The organism is Marmoricola endophyticus, assembly GCF_014644415.1.
GTDB classification, from domain to species: domain Bacteria; phylum Actinomycetota; class Actinomycetes; order Propionibacteriales; family Nocardioidaceae; genus Marmoricola; species Marmoricola endophyticus.
On the sequence record NZ_BMKQ01000001.1, the window covers coordinates 1,985,556 to 2,004,624 of the forward strand.

Here is a 19,069-nt window from a genome sequence, read left to right on the forward strand (position 1 = left end):
ACTGCCGGCGACTCCACCACGGACGAGAACGTCGACCGCACCGCCGACGACGCCGACACCTCCACCGAGACCGACGAGGCCGAGGACGAGGCCGAGGACGAGGCCGAGGACGAGGCCGAGCCGAAGACGGAGGCGGTCGAGCCCGACGCGAGCGCAGCGAGCAAGGACGACGAGACCACCGACACCCAGGCAACCGCCCCAGCCCCCGCCACCACCTCCGGCACCGTCTCCACCCCCGCCACCGAGATCCCCGACGGCGGCTCCCTGTTCGACCTCGAAGCCACCGAGACCGACGCCCCCGCCACGGCAGCACCGGCCGCGCAGGAGACGAGCAACGACGAGGACGAGCCGGAGGACACTGCCGGCGACTCCACCACGGACGAGAACGTCGACCGCACCGCCGACGACGCCGACACCTCCACCGAGACCGACGAGGAGAAGGCACAGGCCGAGACCACGGTGGTCGAGCCTGTCGAGACCAGCGCGACCACGTCGGGCAAGAAGTACTCCGGCGGCGGCTCGATGTTCGACATCGCCCGCTCGGGCTCCCCGGCGACGAAGTCCGAGCCGACGCAGGAGGCGACGTCACAGCCCGAGCCGGAGGTCGCGACCACGGAGACCGAGTCCGGCGCGTCGGACGACGACGAGGGGTCGGGCTCGTCGGCCGGCACCGAGCCGACGTTCCGCTCGCTGCACGACATCAAGAAGGGCGCGGCCGGCGGGTCGTCCACCGAGGAGCCGGAGAGCAAGGAGCCGGAGGACAAGGCCGGGGACTCGACGACCGACGAGACGGTCGACCGCGAGGTGGACGACGCGGACACCTCGACCAACACCGTCGAGGAGAAGGCCGAGTCCACCGACGACACGGACGAGCCGGCAGAGTCGGGCGGGCAGGAGCAGGCGGAGAGGCCGAGGCCCGCGTCGTCCGGAGAGGCGCATACCCCCCGTACCGACGTCGAGATCGGCGAGGAAAGCTCCCTGTTCGACCTCTGAGTCGCACCGCTGTCGAGGCGTCGGCCGTTCTGCGGAACGGTCGGCGCCTCGTGCGTTGTCAGGCCGGAGCCGCAGAGACCCTGGTCGCGCGGAGCATCGCCGCGCCGAGAGCGAGGAGCAGCACGAGGTAGACCGCGCTCTGGGCGTACTCCGCCAGCGTTGCGTCTCCCGTCTCGCTCAACGACACGATGCCGATGACGGTGCGCTCGAGCACGAAGCCCATCACGAGGGCCGCCGAGTGACGCTGGCTCCAGCCGACGGTCCGTACGCCGCGAGCGACGAACGCGGCGAGCACCGCGAGCACCAGCACCAGCACCCCTAGCCCGAGCCAGCCGGGCGGAGTGAAGTCGGCGACCATCAGCAGCAAGAACGACGTGACACCGACGAGGGTGGCCCACGGCGTACGACCGCCGCCGGTCCGAGGGAGAGGTCTCCCCCAGGGAGTGAAGGCCGCGCCGGCGAGGCCCGCGATGACGACGCCGGCCACGACGCGCTGCGTGAGGGTGGCGGACACGGTTCCCTCGGGGTCACGGTGGAGGAGGACGACGACCACCGCCATCGCGATCAGGAGGGCCGGGCCGGTGATCCAGCCGAGCCAGGGGCCCGAGCGTCGCGTGACGGTCTCGGCGATGACGGTCGGCGCGGCGATGCTCAGCAGCATGTGTCCGGCCACCCAGGTGACGGCGGGGTAGAGCCCGATCCCGCCCAGCGACGCCGCGTGCACCAGGTCTCCCCACCCTGCGATGTCTGCGCGGTTGGCGATGAACAGCGACTGGTCGACGTACGTCGGCATCGCCACGCCGAAGGCTGCCGCCAGCAGCAGCCGCCCCGGCCAACCACGACCGGTACGCACGCAGACCTCGCGGATCAGCAGGGCGGCGCCGCCGTAGAGCGGCGCCAGGAAGATCACGAACGAGACCAGCCCGAGCGGGCCACCGAGGTCTCGCAGGTACGCCTGGAGCAGCTCGGCCGTCACCGGCGCGAGCAGCAGCACCACCACGATGCCGACCCAGCGCCGATCCACCCCGCGCAGACTACGACGAATTGAGGTCGATGGTGCCGCCTCGGGTGTGGAGGTAGCTCTGGCCGTAGCGGTCGGTCCAGAGGTGTACGCCGGGTTCGATGGTGGTGCAGGTCCAGCCGGCGTGGGTCTTGAGGCGGTGGTGTCGCCGGCACAGGGGCGCGAGGTTGCAGGGGCAGGTGGGTCCGCCGTCCGCGGGGTGGTCGTGGTCGAACGCCTCGCGGTGGTCGAGATCGCATCGTCGGGCCGGCCGGTCGCACCAGGGGAAGATGCAGACGGGGTCGCGGGCCCAGACCACGGCTCGGTCATCGCTGCTGGGTGCGTAGCGGTCGAGGTCGACGTGGGTCGCGTGCTGGCCGGGTCGGATCGTGCGGGTGTTGGTGGTGTCGTGGTCGCAGTCGGCGCATCCGCCGCAGTGGACGATGCCTTGGACGTGGACCTTGAGGTCGGAGCGGCCGACCCAGCGGTGCAGGACGTCGATCAGCCAGGCCCGCTGCTGGTCGTCGGAGGCGGCGGGGTTCATGTTGAGCAGGTTGGTCTCGGTCAGGTGGGCGATGAGCCCGAAGACACGTGTGCGCTGTGAAGCGATGCCGGTGGCTTCTGCGTCGGCGAGCATGGCGGCGGCTCGTGCAGGGTCGGCGAGGACCCCGAGGGCTATGGACCGGCGTGCCTCGAAGGTCTCGTACCGCCCGTCCTCCCCGGCGCGGCCGAGGAGCCGGGCGATGTCGGAGCAGGTGGCGTCGAACGCGGAGAGGTCGGCCCAGTCGCCACGCACGACGAGCTCGGCGATGCCGGTGTGGTTGATGCTGGTCTCGTCGAGCTTCACGAACCGTTTGTCGAGGTCCTCGAGCTGGGCGCTCTCGCGTTCCTCGGGATAGAGGTCGAGCATGGCTGCGTCGATGAGCTTGTCCAGTCCGGCGAGGCCGATCTTCTCCGCGACGGGGGCGGTCTTCTGGTCGAGGTAGGTGCACACGTCACGGGGCGCACCGACCGCGGCGGTGGCGACCCGCCGTGCCCGCCACACCGGGACCTGTCCGGCCAGGACGCGGTCCCAGACCAGCGGCAGCCGCAGCGACAGGACCAGCGCGTCGCGCAGCAGCGTGTCCCCCGCGCCGGTGGACAACCCGAGCGCGGTGGCGAACGAGGCGCCGGCGTGCCAGACGATCTCGGGCAGCCCCAGACGCTCGAAGGTGTCGATCGCGCTCTCGGACCCCTGCCCTGAGGGCTGCCTCTCCAGGTGCGACACCTGCCGCGGCTCGGGCTCGGCCGGGGCGATCACGTGCCGGTGCGCCCACTCCAGCGCGAGCTCGATGATCCGCACCTCCTCGGCGTCCCTGGCCGCCCGCGAGGCTCGGACCTGGTCGAGCAGGCCCGTCGCACTCAACGCCGCTGTGGGCGCTGGAGCGGTGGAAGAGGTGGTCACGGACATCATGGTATCGAACATGTGTTCGAGGAGCAAGAGTCGGCGGTTCGGAGTCCTTTTCCGGGTGCGGGGGTCTCGACGTCCTCCTTCGCTAGGGCTCAGTCAGGCTCGACCACCGGTGGTGGTTGTCGCCGGTTTGGTCTCGACCTCCGCGGCAACCGGCACCACCGGGTGCGGGACGCGGGCTGAGCATGCAGCCCGAGCGGGACGGGAGGGACGAACGGCACCGGTTCGCCGACCCAGGTCCACTTGCTACGAGGCGGCGCGGTGTCGTCGGCGGCGCGCCCCTCCCACGCCACGTCGTCGGGCGATCGCCACGGTCGCGGTGGCGCGCTAGTCGCGCGCGGCGGTCAGGAGCGCAGGCTCGGCGCCGCACGACAGCCCTACAACCGGGTCGCCCTCACCCGGCGCCAGCGACCTACTGGATCCGCGTGCGGTGGAAGTTCGCGAAGGACCGGCTCGCGGTGGGACCGCGCTGCCCCTGGTAGCGCGAGCCGTACCGCTGGGAGCCGTACGGGTGCTCCGCCGCGGAGGAGAGCCGGAAGAAGCAGAGCTGGCCGATCTTCATCCCCGGCCACAGCTTGATCGGCAGGTTGGCGACGTTGGCCAGCTCGAGGGTCACGTGCCCGGAGAACCCGGGGTCGATGAAGCCGGCGGTCGAGTGGGTCAGCAGCCCGAGCCGACCGAGCGAGGACTTGCCCTCGAGGCGGGCGGCGACGTCGTCGGGCAGGGTGACCACCTCGTACGTCGAGCCCAGCACGAACTCGCCCGGGTGCAGGATGAACGGCTCCTGCCCCTCGGGTTCGACCTTCCGGGTCAGCTCCTCCTGCTCCTCGGCCGGGTCGATGAAGGCGAAGCGGTGGTTGTCGAAGACGCGGAAGAACCGGTCCAGGCGTACGTCGACGCTGGAGGGCTGCACCATGCCCGGGTCCCACGGGTCGAGCACGACCCGCCCCGAGTCGGCCTCGGCCAGGATGTCACGGTCGGAGAGCAGCACGGCGCACAACCTACCCGCGACGTCGGGTACGCTCGCACCCGTTGCCCGCGAGGGCACGCGCGGATGTAGCTCAGCTGGTAGAGCGCGACCTTCCCAAGGTCGATGTCGCGAGTTCGAATCTCGTCATCCGCTCCACTCACACCGTCGCCGGCTCGGGCTCCGCCTCGTGCTCCTCGGTCGATCGCGAGTCGCTCAGCGTCAGCGCGCCGAAGCCCGCCACGAGGCCGACGACGACAGCCAGCGCGGCGTACGTGATCCGCTCGCCGGAGAAGAACGACGAGACCAGCGCGTCGCTCCACACGCCGGCGGGCAGGCTGGCGGTCACCAACCCAGCGATCAGCGTGCCGACGACCGCGGTGCCGACGCTGGTGCCTACCTCCTGCGCCGCGTCGTTGAGCGAGGCGGCGAGCGAGGTGCGGTTCTCCGGCATCGCGTCGACCAGGGCGATCGCACAGGTGGTCATCACGGTGCGCAGCCCGATGGTGAAGGTGACCATGAAGACCGCGATCGCGACGTAGCCGTGCTCGACACCCCACGCCATGCCGGCCAGCGACCCGGCCAGGAAGCCGGCACCGACGAGGCACGCGACGCGGTGACCCCACCGGGTCACCAGGGTCTCCGAGAGCGGGGTCGCCAGGATCATCGTGATGATCAGCGGGAGGTTGGCCAGGCCGGCGCGGACGGGACTCCAGCCGTAGGCGTACTGGAAGTGCAGGATCAGGCCGAACATCACCCCCGCCATCGCGATCGAGGTGCCGATCTGCGCGATCGCGGCGCCGCGGACGGTGCTGCCGCGGAAGACGGCGAGGTCGAGCATCGGCTCGGGGGTGCGCCGCTCGTGCCACACGAAGGCAGCGAGTGCGAGGACGGCGCCGAGCACCGACCCGACCGTCGCGACCGAGAGCCAGCCGTTCTCGACACCGCTGGTCAGCGTCCAGCAGCCCAGGCCGATGGTGGCGATGGACAGGGCCGCGCCGGGGAGGTCGAGCCGGTCGGTGGTGAGGTCCTCGGGGCGGTCGGCCGGGACGCCGAGCCGGACCCCGACGTACGCGATCAGGGCGATCGGTGCGTTGACGAGCAGCAGCCACTCCCAGCGGACGTGCGCGAGTGCGGTACCGCCGAGCAGCGGGCCGAGGATGAAGCCGCTCATCCCGACGATGATCATCACCGTCATCGCCTTGCGGCGCAGCTCGGCGCCCTCGAAGAGCCGGAAGACCAGCGAGTTGGTGATCGGCGCCATCGCGGCTGCGGCGACGCCGAGCGCGGCCCGCAGCGCGATCAGCTCACCGGCCGACTCGACGAGGGCGACGAGCAGGCTGATCAGCCCGAAGGCCGCCAGACCGACCATCAGCACGCGTCGGCGGCCGAGCCGGTCGGCGGCGGAGCCGGCGGTCAGCAGCAGCCCGCCGAAGGTCAGGGAGTACGCGCCGGTGACCCACTGCAGCGCGGTCGTGCCACTGCCCAGATCACGGCCGATCGTCGGCAGCGCGATGGTGAGCAGGGTGTTGTCGACCATCTCGACGAAGAAGGCCAGGCACAGGGCGAGCATCGGGATCCAGGCGGCACGCAGCGACGGGTACGTCGTCCGGGGCGAGGCCGATCCGCGGGAAGAAGTCGTGGTGGTGGAGCTCATGGGGAACACCTCCTGAGAATTCGAACATCGTTCGTTTCTCGAACGACGTTCGAAGACTAGAACATTGTTCGGTGCATGGCAAGATGGCCGCGTGCCTCGTTCCTCCGCCGGACCCCGACGCCGCGCCTCCCACTCCCTGGAGACCGTGCTCGACGGTGCCGTCGCCCTCCTCGACGAGGCCGGCGAGCAGGCCCTGACCTTCCGCGCGCTGGCCGCGCGGCTGGGCGGTGGCGTCGGCAGCATCTACTGGTACGTCACCGGGAAGGACGAGCTGCTCGAGCGGGCCGCGGACCACGTGCTCGCACCACTGCTGCACGCCGTCGAGGAGCAGCCGAGCACCGCGGACCCCCTCGCCGACATCCGGGCCAGCGCGCTGATGCTCTTCGCCACCGTCGAGCAGCGGCAGTGGCTGGCCGGCTACTTCCTGCGCAACACGACCGTCCAGCCCCACGCCCTGCGCCTCTACGAGCTGGTCGGCGAGCACGTCATGCGGCTGGAGCTCACCCCGCGCCAGAGCTTCCACGCCGTCTCCGCGGTCTTCGGCTTCGTGATCGGCACCGCCGCCGACCTCGGCCAGCGACCCTCGCAGGAGATGCTCGACGGCGCGGTCGACCGGGACAGCTACCTCGAGCGGACCGCCGAGGCGTGGCGCGCGCTGGACCGGGCGGACTACCCGTTCCTGCACCACGTGTCCGGGGAGTTCGTCGGCCACGACGACGCCGACCAGTTCGAGGCGGGCCTGGACCTGATCCTCGCCGGCCTGCGCCAGCAGGCGGGACGCTCATGAGCTTCGAGGGCTTCCCGGTCGCGGCGCTGGACTTCTACGACGACCTCGAGATCGACAACACCAAGTCGTTCTGGACCGCGCACAAGCAGACGTACGACGAGGCCGTGCGCGCGCCGATGGAGGCGCTGACCGCCGCGCTCGAGAAGGAGTTCGGCCCGGCGAAGATCTTCCGGCCCTACCGCGACGTGCGCTTCGCGAAGGACAAGACGCCGTACAAGACCCACCAGGGCGCGTTCGTCGCGGCGGGCCCGGCCACCGGCTGGTACGTCGAGATCGGCGCACCGGGGGTCCGCGTGGCCGGCGGTTTCTACCACGCCGAGGCCGACGCACTGGCCCGGATCCGCGCTGCGATGGACGACGACCGCACCGGCCCCCAGGTGCTGCGCATCGTCCGCAGGCTCGAGCGCGCCGGCTTCGAGCGGGCCGGCGACCGGCTCAAGACGTCACCGCGCGGGTACGCCGCCGACCACCCGCGCATCGACCTGCTGCGCCACCGCTCGCTGAGCCTCTCGCGCAGCTACGGGTTCGAGCCCGTCATCCACACCGGTGAGCTGCTGGAGCGGGTGCGGGCCGACTGGAAGGCGCTGCGACCGTACGTCGACTGGGTCACCGACCGCACCCGTTGACGTGACCACAGCCACACCCGATCGTTGAGCCCGGCAACAACGTCCCTTCGTGGAAAGTCGGTCCATGCGCCCGTCTCGTGTACTCGCCGGCGCCGTCGCGGCACTGTGCGTCGCTCTCGGCCTCACCACCGCACCCGCGCAGGCGGCGAGCGGTCCCGCGTACTCCGTCCCGGCCGGTGACCTCGCGGCCTCGCTGCACTGCGTCGGCGACCCGACGAAGGGGCCGGCCCCCGTGCTGCTGGTCCCGGGGACGACGCAGAGCCCCGAGGCGAACTTCGACTGGAACTACGAGCCCGCGTTCACCGCGCAGGGCCGGGCGTGGTGCGCCGTACGTCTGCCGGCGTTCGGCATGGGCGACATCGCCGTCGCCGCCGAGTACGTCACCAACGGCATCCGCACCCTGCACGCGAAGGCGGGCCGGAAGGTCTCCGTCGTGGGCTTCAGCCAGGGCGGGATGGTGCCGCGCTGGTCGCTGAAGTACTTCCCCGACACCCGCGCGATGGTCGACGACATGGTCGGGATCGACCCCTCCAACCACGGCACGCTCGACGCGTACGCCGTCTGCGCCGTCGGTGGCTGCGCCCCCGCCTTCTGGCAGCAGCAGACCGGGTCGCGCTTCCTGAAGGCGCTCAACGCCGAGCAGGAGACCTACGCCGGCATCTCGTACACGCAGATGTACACCGCGACCGACGAGATCGTCGTCCCCAACCTCGGCCCCGCGCCGAGCAGTGCGCTCACCACCGGAGCGGGGGCCAGGTCGAACACCCTCGTGCAGTCGATCTGCCCGGTCCACGTCGCCGACCACCTCACGATGGGCACCAGTGACGCCGTCGGCTACGCGCTGGTCCAGGACGCGCTCGGTCACGCCGGGCCCGCCCAGGCCTCGCGGGTGCCGCGCAGCGTGTGCGCGCAGCCGTTCCTCCCGGGGGTCACCGCGGTGTCGTTCGCGAGGAACTTCCCGCGGGTCGCCGGGCTGGCCGTCGACCAGGTGCTCACCGCGAAGCACGTGCCCGCCGAGCCGGAGCTGCCGGCGTACGCCCGCTGAGTCGCGCGAGGCGTACGCCGGTCCGGCTCACGACTCGCTGGGCTGACGCTGCGTCGGCGGCGTCGGCGCGGGCTTGCCGTCCTTGCCCGCAGCCGGCGGCGTCGGCGGCGTCGGGGCGGCCTTCGCGTCCTTCCCGGGTGCTGGCGGCTTCGGCGCGTCCTTCCCCGGCGCGGGCGGCTTCGGAGCCGCCTTGTCGTCCTTGCCCGCTGCGGGCGGCGCCGGCGGCGCCGGCGGCGCCGGCGCGTCCTTGCCGTCCGGGCCGCAGGCCGGCCCGCCGTTCGCGTTGGACGAGGCGGACTCGTCGTCGTCGCTCGAGGCGACCGGAGCGGGCGTCTCGCCGGACCCTCCCGTACGCGCCTGGCTGCTGACCGCGGCGGAGTCGCCGCTGCCGCTGGCGAGCGCGGGGACCGCCACGGCGGCCGCTCCGCCGGCCAGCACCCCGGCGGCCAGGCCGCCGATCAGCAGCCGCCGGCCACGTCCGGGCCGCGGGGTGGTGGCGAGCTCGGTCGTGTGCCCGTCGCTCTGCTCGACCGGTCGGATCGGTCGGGTGTCGTCGTCCATGCTGTGCTCCTCGTGTGAGTGGGGTGTCCTACGCCCCAGAACCTGACCCGCGTACCTGAAGGCGACCTCAAGAAGCCGCTGTCCACCCCGCTTCTTGAGGGTTCCTTCAGCCTCGCGACGGCAGACTGGGCAGGTGCCCACCCCTCCCCGCGTCCTCGTCGTCGAGGACGACGACGTGATCCGCGAGGCCCTGGTGGCGACCCTGACCGGCAGCGGCCTCTCCGCGAGGGGCCTCGTCGACGGCAGCGACCTCGAGCAGGCCCTCCAGGACGAGCGGCCCGCCCTCGTCGTGCTCGACTGGATGCTGCCGGGCCGCGACGGGCCCGCGCTCGTCGAGGTGGTCCGCTCGCGCAGCGACGCCGGCATCGTGATGCTCACCGCCCGCGAGGGCATCGAGGACCGGCTGCACGGCTTCGACCTCGGCGTCGACGACTACGTGGCCAAGCCGTTCGTGATGGAGGAGCTCCTGGCGCGCGTCCGCGCGGTCCTGCGGCGTCTCGGCGCGGTGCCCAGCGTGCTGCGGATCGGCGACCTCACCCTCGACGAGGGCGCCGCGCGGGTCGAGCGCGACGGCCACCCGATCACCCTCACCGCGACCGAGTTCCGGCTGCTGCTGTTCCTCGCGTCCCACCGCGACCGGGTGCTCTCGACGGCGCAGATCCTCAGCCAGGTCTGGGGGTACGACGCGTACGCCGACAACCTCGTCCAGGTCCACATCAGTGCTCTGCGCCGCAAGACCGAGGCGTACGGCGAGCGACTCATCCACACCGAGCGCGGCCTCGGGTACGTCCTGCGCGCACCCCGGGTGACGCCGTGAGCGCGCCGCTCCCCTCGCCGTCGCTGCGGCGGCGGGTCACCGTGATGGCGGTGCTGCTGATCGGAGTCCTGCTGCTGGTGCTCGCGGTCGTCACCGACGTCGTGCTCGGCGACCGGCTGGAGGGTCAGCTGCGCCAGCGGCTCGCCGACCGGGCCACGGTCGCCTCGGCGCTCGTGGACCAGGTCGACGCCCGCGACCTGGCCCGCCGGCTGGAGGGCGACGGGGTCTCGGTGGTCGTCCGCACCTCGGGCGGGCAGACGTACGCCGAGGGCCCGCTCGCCGGCGGGACGACCCGGGTCGAGCCGCCGACCGACCGCCCTGCCCCGGTTCCCCCGACACCGCTCACCGGGCCCGCCGCCGGCAAGGACGTCGTGCAGACCGGGGACCGGCTGAGCCTCGTCACCCGGCTGGCCGGCGGCGACACCGTGACGCTGCTGGCCGACGCCGCGGACGTACGACGCACCCAGGACCAGGTGCGCCTCGCCCTGGCGATCGCGGCCGCCGTGGTGCTGGTCGCCACCGCGGTCGGTGTCCCCCTGGTGGTCCGCCGCGCGCTCCGCCCGCTGGAGCAGATGACCGCGGTCGCCCGGTCGATCACCGCCGGGGACCGCGAGCGACGGCTGCTCCCCCGCTCCCCCGACACCGACCTCGGACGCGCGGCGAGCGCCTTCGACGACGCCTTCGACGCCGTGGTCGGGGCGGAGACACGGGCGGTGGCGTCGGAGGAGCGGCTGCGCGGGTTCGTCTCCGACGCTGCCCACGAGCTCCGCACCCCGCTGGCCGGCATCCAGGTCTCGGCCGAGCGGGTGCTGCGCGACGAGCCACCGCGGGCGGAGCGGGAGGAGGCGATGCTCGGCCTGGTGCGCGAGACCCGGCGGGCGGGCCGGCTGGTCGAGGACCTGCTGACCATGGCGCGGATCGACCAGGGCCTGCCGGTCGACGGCGAGCCGCTGGACCTGCACGAGGTCGCGCGCGACGCCGTGGCCCGCGACGCCGTCCGCCACCCGGAGGCGGAGGCGACGTTGGGCGACAGCCCGTCGCTGCCGGTCCGGGGTGACGCGGACCGGCTCGCCCAGGTGCTGGGCAACCTGCTGGACAACGCCCACCACGCCGGCACCTCGGTCCTCGTCGAGCCGTGGGCGGACGGTGAGCGGGTCGGGGTCGACGTGGTCGACGACGGCCCCGGCGTCCCCCTGGCCGACGCACACCGGATCTTCGACCGGCTGGTCCGGCTGGACGCCTCCCGGGCGCGGCACGCCGGTGGCGCCGGGCTCGGCCTGCCGATCGCCCGCGGGCTGGCCCGCGCCCACGGCGGCGACCTGGAGCTGGTCGACCCGGGCGCCGCCGGTGCACGCTTCCGGCTCTCGCTGCCGCGCAGCGACTGACGTACCGTCTCCCGTGTGGACCTCCTCCTCGTCGTCGGCGTCGGCCCCGTCTCGGCCGCGCTGCAGCCGATGGCCGAGGTCCTGGGCTGGGAGTGCCGGGTCGTCGACGACCTCGAGCCGGCTCTCGCCGAGCTCCCCGCCGCGTCCGCCGTCGTCGTCACCAGCCACCACGAGGGTGTCGACGCGCCGGTGCTGGCCGCCGCACTGGGGACCGGCTCGGTGACGTACGTCGGCGCGATGGGGTCGCGCCGTACCCAGCAGCGCCGTCGCGACTGGCTCGCCGCCAACGACGTCCCCGAGGCCCTGCAGCAGCGCATCCACGGCCCGGCCGGGCTGGACATCGGCGCGGACGGCCCGGCCGAGATCGCGCTGTCGATCCTCGCCGAGCTGGTCGCGGTCGCACGTGGTCGCGATTCCGCCGGCTCGCTGAAGGACTCCGCCGGCCCGATCCATCCCGAGCTGGGCCCTGGCGAGGCCTTCTGCCCGGCGGGGTGAGCCCGCGATGAGCGCCACCGGCACCGACCGCATCTGGATCATCGGCACGACGGCGATCACCCTCACCGGCGTCGACTTCGCCGACCCTGCGCTGGCCGGCGAGCCGGACGTGCGCGAGCGGGGGGCGCGCCTGGAGGTGCGCCCGCGGACGAGCAGCCGCACCGGCTCGGTCTACGCCTCCGACCCCGTCGCGCTGGGTCCCGCCGTGGTCCGGGTGGACCTGCTCGAGTCGGCCCCGGGGGCCGCGGACCGGATGCACTGGCACCCGACGATGCACGACGGCGAGCCCGGGGACCGGACCTTCGACGTCACGATGCCGCAGGACCCGGCCGGCTGGCTCCGGGCCTTCCTCGCAGACCTGGGACGCTGGAGCGCCGACGCCGGGGCGGTGGCCGACCTCGCCGACGAGATCGCCGACGCAGCCGGCCGGGTCCTCGAGACCGCGCGTCGTCCCTGGCCCGTGGCGGCCCACGACGAGCGCGGCCTGGCACCGCTGTCCTGACCCGTCGACCCGCCGACACCCGGAGTTCACCGACTCGTCGGCTCGGTGCGGGAACCTGGACGTATGGCACGCCGCAGGATCTTCTGGCACATCGGTCCCGACGACGTCGGTGCCGCCTGGATCGGGACCGCGCTCGACGCCTCGCGCGCCGCACTGGCCGAGGCCGGCGTCCACGTCGCCGGCACCGCCCCGGAGCGTGAGCGCGTCACCGCCGAGCTGCGCGGGACCGCGCACGACCTCGGCCTGCGCTGCCGTGACGTCGAGGGCGCCAGCGCCCGCCTCGTGCACGAGCTGTGGAAGCACCGCGGCACCACGATCGTGAGCCTCCCCGGTCTCGCCGGCGCCACGCCCGAGCAGGTCGCGATGGCGATGGACGGCACGCGAGGCGCCGAGCACCACGTGGTGCTGGTCGAGCGTGACCTCACCAGCCAGCTGTATGCCGGCGCCCAGGCCTCGCTCGAGCGTGGCACCAGCACCCGCGCCGACCAGTACGTCGCCCGTGCGCTGGAGGAGGCGGACGGCGTCGGCGACCTCCCGGGGATCCTCGGCCGCTGGACACGCCTGGTGTTCCCGGAGAACGTCCACGTGGTCGCCGAGGCCTCGCCGGACCTGATCTGGAAGCGGCTGGTCGGGCTGCTCGGTGCCGACCTGCCGCTGCCCGAGGGCGCCGTGCGCAGCGACCTGGGCCCGAGCCAGCTGACCGTGCTGCGGGAGGTCGTGATCGGGCTCGAGGGCCGGCTGAGCGAGGCGGAGCGTCGGACGACGCTGCGCGACTGGCTCAGCCGCGCGGTGCTCGCCCGCCAGCCCGGCGGCGGGTTCGACAGGCTGCCGGGGGCTCTCGACGACTCCCTGCGAGCGCGGGCCGCCGAGTGGACCGACTTCTGTCACCGAGAGGGGTACGACGTGCAAGGCACCCTGCGCACCGACCGCGAGGACGGCGGCCGCCGCCCGATCAGCAGCCAGGAGTCCGCCTCCGCGGCGCTGGCCGAGGCACTGGTCGAGGTGGCTCGTCTGCGCGAGCAGAACGCCGATCTCGAGGCGCGCAACGAGCACCTCGACAAGAAGCGCCGCAAGCACAAGACGCGGGCGAAGAAGCTGGCCGAGAGGCTCGACGACCACCGCTAGGGCGGCCCGCCGCAGGTCAGTGCGGCTGCCAGGCGTCCTCGTCCAGCGTGCGCGCCCGGACCGTCTCCGGCAGCGACGACTGCGCCAGGTCGCCGATCGAGACGCTCTCGAAGACGTCGCGCAGGCTGCTGCGGGCCGCGATCCACACCAGCTGCAGGATCTCCGCGGACCCCGAGTAGTCCACCGACTCCGGGCGGAGGCCGTAGACGCTGACCAGCGGGCCGTCCACCGCGCGGATGACGTCGGCCACGGACACCTCGGAGGCGGGACGTGCCATCCGCCAGCCCCCCGACTGCCCGCGCTGGCTGACCACGATGCTCGCCCGGCGCAGGTCGGCGAGGATCGCCTGGAGGAAGCCGTGCGGGATGTCCTGGGTACGCCCGAGCTCCTCGGCGCTGACCGGCTTCGCCCCGTCCCGCCCGGCGATCTCGATGAGCGCACGCAGTGCGTAGTCGGCCTTGGCAGAGACGCGCATGCACCGAGTCTGTCAGATCCAGCGGCTCACACGTGTTTGCCTCGTACGGCCGGCACCTCGTCGACAGGCTCGCCGACGGTGAGCACGGCGATCGCGGTGGTGATCGGGACCGCGAGCACCAGGCCGATCGCGGAGGCCAGCGTCCGGGCGACCTCCTCGGCGAACTGCTCCAGCGAGAGCAGGTCGTCGGCCGGCTGACGGTAGATGTAGACCAGCAGCAGCACCGCGAGCGTCGCGCCCGCGTACGCGAAGACGATGGTGTAGATCGTCGAGGCGATGTGGTCCCGGCCGATCCGCATGCCGCGGGAGAACAGCTCCCGTCTGGTCAGGTGCGGCGCCACGCCGCGCAGCTCCCAGACCGCGGAGGCCTGGGTGATGGTGACGTCGTTGAGCACGCCGAGCCCGGCGACGATGACCGCGCAGAGCAGCAGGCCGCGGAAGTCCAGGTCGGGGACGAAGGTGGTCAGGAAGGCCGCGCCCTCGTCGGCCACTCCGCTGAGCCGGGCCTCGCGGATCATCACCAGCCCGATGCCGCCGGTCAACGCCACCCCGACCAGGGTCCCGGCCAGCGCGGCGCTGGTCCGCAGCGACGGCCCGTGGGCGAGGTAGAGCACCACGAACATGATCGCGGTCGACCCCACCAGGGCCACCAGCAGACCCGAGGAGCCCTCCAGCAGCGCCGGGATCATGAACCTCACGAGCACGAACGCCCCGAAGGCGAGGCCGACGATCGCCAGCAGCCCCCGGAGCCGCGCGACCAGCGCCACGACGATCACGAAGATCGCGGCCAGCACCCCGAGCGGCACGTTGCGGTTGACGCTCTGGAACGAGTACGACGGCGGTGTCCCCGGCGTCTGCAGCACCTGCACCTCGTCACCTTTGGCCAGCCCCGACTCGGCCACCTGGGGCGGGACCTGCACGGTCGCCGGCGTCCCCTTCTCACTGCCCTCGAGCAGCCGGACGCGGAGCTCGGCACACTCGGGCGCCCCGTCCTGCGTCTGCTGCCCCGCGCAGCTGTCCTTCACCGACGTGACCTCGGCGTTGACCAGTCTCGCGCCATCGGCGATGTACTTCGCGTCGATGTCCGGGCGTCCCGGCCACATCACCACCATCGCGACCACGGCGGCCACGCCGACGACCGCGAGGAAGCCCAGCAGCAGTGCCGCGGGCCACGGGCGTGCCCGCACCGGCGCGACCTGCTCGTCGAGATGACCGTGCCCGTGACCAGCGCCCACGAGGCCAGACGCTACGCGAGTGGCCGGAACCGTCGCAGGCGCAGCGAGTTGAGGACGACCGCGACGCTGCTCAGACCCATCGCGAGGCCGGCCAGCATCGGGTTCAGCAGGCCGGCGGCCGCGACCGGCAGTGCGGCGACGTTGTAGCCGAACGCCCAGAGCAGGTTCTCCCGGATGGTCGCGTGCGTACGACGCGAGAGCCGCAGCGCGTCCACGGCCACCATCAGGTCGCCGCGCACCAGCGTCAGGTCGCCGGCCTCGATGGCGGCATCGGTGCCGGTGCCCATGGCCAGGCCCAGGTCGGCGGTGGCCAGCGCCGCGGCGTCGTTCACCCCGTCGCCGACGAAGGCCACGCGGCGGCCCTCCGACCGGAGCCGGCGCACGGTCTCGACCTTGTCCTCGGGAAGCACCCCGGCCACGACGTCGTCGATGCCGAGCTCGACGGCCACCGCGCGGGCCGCCCGCTCGTTGTCGCCGGTCAGGAGCATCGGTCGCAGGCCCAGGGCGCGGAGCCGGCGCACCGCCTCGGCGGAGGTGGGCTTCAGCTCGTCGCCCACGACGAGCACGCCGCGCGCGGCCCCGTCCCACCCGACCAGCACGGCGGTGGCGCCGGTGTCCTCGGCACGGGACAGCTCGTCCTCGAGGGCCGGTGGCAGCTCAAGCCCGCGCTCGCGGAGGAGCCGCGGCCGACCGACGACGGCCTCGCGCGACCCGACCCGGCCGGTCACCCCGAGACCGGCGAGCGCCTGCGGGTCGCCGACCCGCGCGGTGTCCTCGGGCGCGACGCCAGCCGCCACCGCCCGTGCGATCGGGTGCTCGGAGGCCGACTCCAGCGCGGCGGCCACCCGGTGCACGTCGGCCCGGTCCTCCCCCGGGCCCGCGACCACGCGGAGCAGGCTCATCACCCCGGTGGTGACCGTCCCCGTCTTGTCGAGGACGACCGTGTCGACCGTCCGCGTCTGCTCGAGCGCCTCGGGGCCCTTGATCAGGATGCCCAGCTGCGCCCCCCTGCCGGTGCCGACCATGAGCGCGACCGGCGTCGCCAGCCCCAGCGCGCAGGGGCACGCGATGATCAGCACCGCGACGGCCGCGGTGAACGCCTGGGTCCAGGTGCCCCCGAGCAGCACCCACCCGGCCAGCGTCGCCACCGCGAGCGCGATCACCGCGGGGACGAACCATCCCGAGACGCGGTCGGCGAGGCGCTGCGCGGCACTCTTCCCGCTCTGCGCCTGCTCGACCAGCCGCGCCATCCGGGAGAGCTGGGTGTCGGCACCGACCCGCGTGGCCCGGACGACCAACCGACCGCCGGCGTTGACCGTCGCCCCCACGACGGGGTCACCGGGCCCGACCTCGGCCGGCACGGACTCACCGGTCAGCATCGAGGCGTCCACCGCGGAGGAGCCGTCCTCGACCACGCCGTCGGCGGCCACCGTCTCCCCGGGGCGTACGACGAACGCCTCGCCCACGGCGAGCGCGGACGCGGGAACCCGCACCTCGCGACCCTCGCGCAGCACCGCGACGTCCTTGGCCCCCAGCGAGAGCAACGTACGCAGGGCTGCCCCGGCGGTGCGCTTCGAGCGGGCCTCGAGGTACTGCCCGGCGAGGAGGAAGGTCGTGACCCCGGCCGCTGCCTCGAGGTAGATGTTCCCCGCGCCGTCGCCGGCCCTCCCGGTGAGCTCGAAGCCGTGCCGCATCCCCGGCGCCCCCGCGGTGCCGAGGAACAGCGCCCACAGGGACCAGCCGAAGGCGGCCAGGACGCCGACCGAGACCAGCGTGTCCATCGTCGTCGCGCCGTGGCGCAGGTTCGTCCACGCGGCCCGGTGGAAGGGCAGCGCACCCCACACCGCCACCGGCGCGGCCAGCGTCAGCGAGAGCCACTGCCAGCCGTCGAGCTGCAGCGGCGGCACCATCGCCAGCAGCACCACCGGCAGGGTCAGCACGGCGCTGACGACCAGCCGCTGGCGCAGCAGCCCGAGCCGTACGTCCTCGGGGTCCTCACGCTCCTCGTCGGGCTCCGCGGCCGGGACGGCTGCGGTGTAGCCCGCCGCCTCGACCGCGGCGATCAGCTCCTCGACGGGGACGTCGGTGCTCACGGTCGCCTTCTCGGTGGCGTAGTTCACCTCCGCGGTCGTCCCGGGCAGCTTGCCCAGCTTGCGCTGGACGCGGTTCGCGCACGACGCGCAGGTCATCCCGCCGATCTCGAGCTGGAGGTCGCTCATGGCTCAGTCCAGCGCGTAGCCGGCTTCCTCGACCGCCACGCGCACCTCGGCCTCGGGGAGGTCGCGGTCGCTGCTGACGGTGAGGGCGCCGGTGCCGAGGTCGACGAGGACGTCGGTCACGCCGGCGATCTCCTCGACCTCCTCGGTGACGGATGCGACACAGTGCTCGCAGGTCATGCCGGTGACGGTGTACGACGTGGTGAACATGCCTTCTCCTCCTCGAGGCTGCAGATCAGGAACGCACCAGGCGACCGACGGCCGCGGAGACCTCGGCCAGCTTCTCCTCGGCCTCGGGGCCACCCGCCCTGGCGGCGTCGACGACGCAGTGCGCCATGTGCTCGTCGAGCAGGCCGAGCGCGACCGCCTGGAGCGCCTTGGTGACGGCGGAGACCTGGGTGAGGACGTCGATGCAGTACTTCTCCTCCTCGACCATCCGGGCGATGCCGCGCACCTGGCCCTCGATCCGGCGCATGCGGCGGGCGTAGTCCTCCTTGCGCTCGGAGTAGCCAGGGGTCACGGCGGTGTCGGTCTCCACACCGTCGACCATACCCCCAGGGGGTATGCCGCTCAACCGGTCAGCGCAGACCCCGCGCGATCACCATCCGCTGGATCTGGTTGGTGCCCTCGAAGATCTGCATCACCTTCGTCTCGCGCATGTAGCGCTCGACCGGGAAGTCCTTGGTGTAGCCGGCGCCGCCGAGCACCTGGACGGCGTCGGCGGTCACCTTGACCGCGTTGTCGGTCGCCACCAGCTTCGCCACCGACGCCTGCTGGCCGAAGGCGAGCCCGGCGTCACGGCGCCGGGCCGCGGCGAGATACGTGGCCCGCGCCGACTGCACCGCCGCCTCCATGTCGGCCAGCAGGAAGGCCAGTCCCTGGTGCTCGATGATCGGCCGGCCGAAGGTCTCCCGCTCCCGGGCGTACGACACCGCCGCGTCGAGCGCGCCCTGCGCGACGCCGGTGGCGACGGCGGCGATACCGAGCCGGCCGGCGTCCAGGCCGGCCAGGGCGATCGGCAGGCCCTGCCCCTCCTCGCCGAGCCGGCGCTCGACCGGCACCCGGACGTCGTCGAAGTTCATCGTCGCCGTGGTCGAGCCGGTCAGGCCCATCTTGTCCTCGGGTGCCGACGCGGACAGCCCCTCGGCGTCGGCCGGCACGAGGAAGCAGGAGATGCCGCGGCCGCCGTCCTCGGAGGTGCGGGCCATGACCTTGTAGAAGTCGGCCTCGCCGCCGTGGGTGGTCCAGGCCTTGGCTCCGGAGAGGACGTACTCGTCGCCCTCGAGGACCGCCTTCGCGCGCATCGCGGCGGGGTCGGACCCGGCATGGGCCTCCGAGAGGCAGTACGCGCCGAGCTGCTCGCCGCCGAGCATGTCGGGCAGCCAGCGCCGCTTCTGCTCCTCCGTGCCCCGGGTGAAGAGTCCGAAGCAGGACAGCGCGTGGACCGAGACGCCCACGCCGACCGACGCCCACGCGCTCGCGATCTCCTCGAGGACCTGCAGGTAGACCTCGTACGGCTGGCCGGCGCCGCCCACCTCCTCCGGGTAGGGCAGCCCGAGCAGGCCGGCGCGGCCGAGCGTTTGGAACACCTCGCGGGGGAAGGTGGCCGAACGCTCCGCCGCGTCGACCTTCGGGCGGAGCTCCTTGTCGACCAGCGAGCGGGTGAGCTCGATCAGGTCGCGGGACTCCTCGGTGGGCATCATCCGGTCGACGGGCATGCCCTCACCGTACGA

20 protein-coding genes and 1 tRNA gene are annotated in these 19,069 nt (G+C 73.1%); 10 read left to right on the forward strand and 11 right to left on the reverse strand.

Features of this window, described 5'->3' with window-relative positions; genetic code table 11:
- On the forward strand, positions 1-993 hold a 993-nt coding region (locus IEX42_RS18150; protein WP_229660755.1), incomplete at its 5' end, for a prolipoprotein diacylglyceryl transferase.
- Positions 994-1,051: 58 nt separating this feature from the next.
- On the opposite strand, the gene IEX42_RS09695 is transcribed toward IEX42_RS18150, so the two are convergent.
- From IEX42_RS09695 to dcd, 3 genes are all read right to left on the reverse strand, one after another.
- Positions 1,052-2,017 (reverse strand): hypothetical protein, encoded by a 966-nt coding sequence (locus tag IEX42_RS09695; RefSeq protein ID WP_188779588.1) that lies wholly within the window; start codon positions 2,015-2,017, stop codon positions 1,052-1,054.
- Between the two features lie 10 nt (positions 2,018-2,027).
- Complete coding sequence (locus IEX42_RS09700) at positions 2,028-3,437, reverse strand: HNH endonuclease signature motif containing protein (RefSeq protein ID WP_188779589.1); 1,410 nt, start codon at positions 3,435-3,437, stop codon at positions 2,028-2,030.
- Positions 3,438-3,855: 418 nt separating this feature from the next.
- A complete protein-coding gene (dcd, locus tag IEX42_RS09705; RefSeq protein WP_188779590.1) occupies positions 3,856-4,434 on the reverse strand; it encodes a dCTP deaminase in 579 nt (192 codons plus the stop codon).
- Between the two features lie 59 nt (positions 4,435-4,493).
- Here dcd and IEX42_RS09710 point away from each other — a divergent pair.
- Positions 4,494-4,569, forward strand: a tRNA-Gly gene (locus IEX42_RS09710).
- Between the two features lies 1 nt (position 4,570).
- Here IEX42_RS09710 and IEX42_RS09715 read toward each other — a convergent pair.
- Positions 4,571-6,067 carry an MFS transporter gene (locus IEX42_RS09715; RefSeq protein WP_188779591.1) on the reverse strand — a complete coding sequence of 499 codons (1,497 nt, stop codon included), beginning with the start codon at positions 6,065-6,067 and terminating at the stop codon, positions 4,571-4,573.
- A gap of 91 nt (positions 6,068-6,158) precedes the next feature.
- On the opposite strand from IEX42_RS09715, the gene IEX42_RS09720 reads away from it, so the two are divergent.
- From IEX42_RS09720 to IEX42_RS09730, 3 genes are all read left to right on the forward strand, one after another.
- Complete coding sequence (locus tag IEX42_RS09720; protein ID WP_188779592.1) at positions 6,159-6,854, forward strand: TetR/AcrR family transcriptional regulator; 696 nt, start codon at positions 6,159-6,161, stop codon at positions 6,852-6,854.
- On the forward strand, positions 6,851-7,480 hold the full coding sequence (locus tag IEX42_RS09725; RefSeq protein ID WP_188779593.1) for a DUF2461 domain-containing protein: 630 nt from the start codon (positions 6,851-6,853) through the stop codon (positions 7,478-7,480). Before IEX42_RS09720 ends, IEX42_RS09725 begins: the two co-directional genes overlap by 4 nt.
- Before the next feature lie 64 nt (positions 7,481-7,544).
- A complete protein-coding gene (locus tag IEX42_RS09730; protein ID WP_188779594.1) occupies positions 7,545-8,525 on the forward strand; it encodes an esterase/lipase family protein in 981 nt (326 codons plus the stop codon).
- Positions 8,526-8,552: 27 nt separating this feature from the next.
- On the opposite strand, the gene IEX42_RS09735 is transcribed toward IEX42_RS09730, so the two are convergent.
- Positions 8,553-9,086, reverse strand: a complete 534-nt coding sequence (locus IEX42_RS09735) for a hypothetical protein (protein WP_188779595.1) — start codon at positions 9,084-9,086, stop codon at positions 8,553-8,555.
- 133 nt (positions 9,087-9,219) lie between these two features.
- Here IEX42_RS09735 and IEX42_RS09740 point away from each other — a divergent pair, with 133 nt between their 5' ends.
- The 5 genes from IEX42_RS09740 (at position 9,220) to IEX42_RS09760 (ending at position 13,410) form a co-directional block, all read left to right on the forward strand.
- Positions 9,220-9,903, forward strand: a complete 684-nt coding sequence (locus tag IEX42_RS09740; protein WP_188779596.1) for a response regulator transcription factor — start codon at positions 9,220-9,222, stop codon at positions 9,901-9,903.
- Positions 9,900-11,288 carry a sensor histidine kinase gene (locus IEX42_RS09745; protein ID WP_188779597.1) on the forward strand — a complete coding sequence of 463 codons (1,389 nt, stop codon included), beginning with the start codon at positions 9,900-9,902 and terminating at the stop codon, positions 11,286-11,288. Before IEX42_RS09740 ends, IEX42_RS09745 begins: the two co-directional genes overlap by 4 nt.
- A gap of 15 nt (positions 11,289-11,303) precedes the next feature.
- Positions 11,304-11,783, forward strand: a complete 480-nt coding sequence (locus IEX42_RS09750) for an XdhC family protein (protein ID WP_188779598.1) — start codon at positions 11,304-11,306, stop codon at positions 11,781-11,783.
- A 7-nt stretch (positions 11,784-11,790) separates the two neighbouring features.
- Positions 11,791-12,285: a hypothetical protein gene (locus IEX42_RS09755; protein ID WP_188779599.1), complete on the forward strand. Its 495-nt coding sequence runs from the start codon at positions 11,791-11,793 to the stop codon at positions 12,283-12,285.
- Between the two features lie 63 nt (positions 12,286-12,348).
- A complete protein-coding gene (locus tag IEX42_RS09760; protein ID WP_188779600.1) occupies positions 12,349-13,410 on the forward strand; it encodes a hypothetical protein in 1,062 nt (353 codons plus the stop codon).
- A gap of 16 nt (positions 13,411-13,426) precedes the next feature.
- Here the strand turns inward: IEX42_RS09760 and IEX42_RS09765 are convergent, their stop codons facing one another.
- From IEX42_RS09765 to IEX42_RS09790, 6 genes are read right to left on the reverse strand one after another with little or no spacing between them, the layout of a single operon-like run.
- Complete coding sequence (locus IEX42_RS09765) at positions 13,427-13,885, reverse strand: RrF2 family transcriptional regulator (protein ID WP_188779601.1); 459 nt, start codon at positions 13,883-13,885, stop codon at positions 13,427-13,429.
- 26 nt (positions 13,886-13,911) lie between these two features.
- The gene (locus IEX42_RS09770) at positions 13,912-15,120 is read right to left on the reverse strand and encodes a YibE/F family protein (protein WP_229660756.1); all 1,209 of its coding nucleotides are present in this window, start codon (positions 15,118-15,120) and stop codon (positions 13,912-13,914) included.
- Positions 15,121-15,131: 11 nt separating this feature from the next.
- Positions 15,132-17,339: a heavy metal translocating P-type ATPase gene (locus IEX42_RS09775; RefSeq protein ID WP_188779602.1), complete on the reverse strand. Its 2,208-nt coding sequence runs from the start codon at positions 17,337-17,339 to the stop codon at positions 15,132-15,134.
- Between the two features lie 3 nt (positions 17,340-17,342).
- Positions 17,343-17,546 carry a heavy-metal-associated domain-containing protein gene (locus tag IEX42_RS09780; protein ID WP_188779603.1) on the reverse strand — a complete coding sequence of 68 codons (204 nt, stop codon included), beginning with the start codon at positions 17,544-17,546 and terminating at the stop codon, positions 17,343-17,345.
- A 25-nt stretch (positions 17,547-17,571) separates the two neighbouring features.
- On the reverse strand, positions 17,572-17,874 hold the full coding sequence (locus IEX42_RS09785) for a metal-sensitive transcriptional regulator (RefSeq protein WP_268236437.1): 303 nt from the start codon (positions 17,872-17,874) through the stop codon (positions 17,572-17,574).
- Positions 17,875-17,914: 40 nt separating this feature from the next.
- Positions 17,915-19,054, reverse strand: coding sequence for an acyl-CoA dehydrogenase family protein (locus IEX42_RS09790; RefSeq protein ID WP_188779605.1), 1,140 nt, complete (start codon positions 19,052-19,054; stop codon positions 17,915-17,917).
- Between the last annotated feature and the right edge of the window lie 15 nt (positions 19,055-19,069).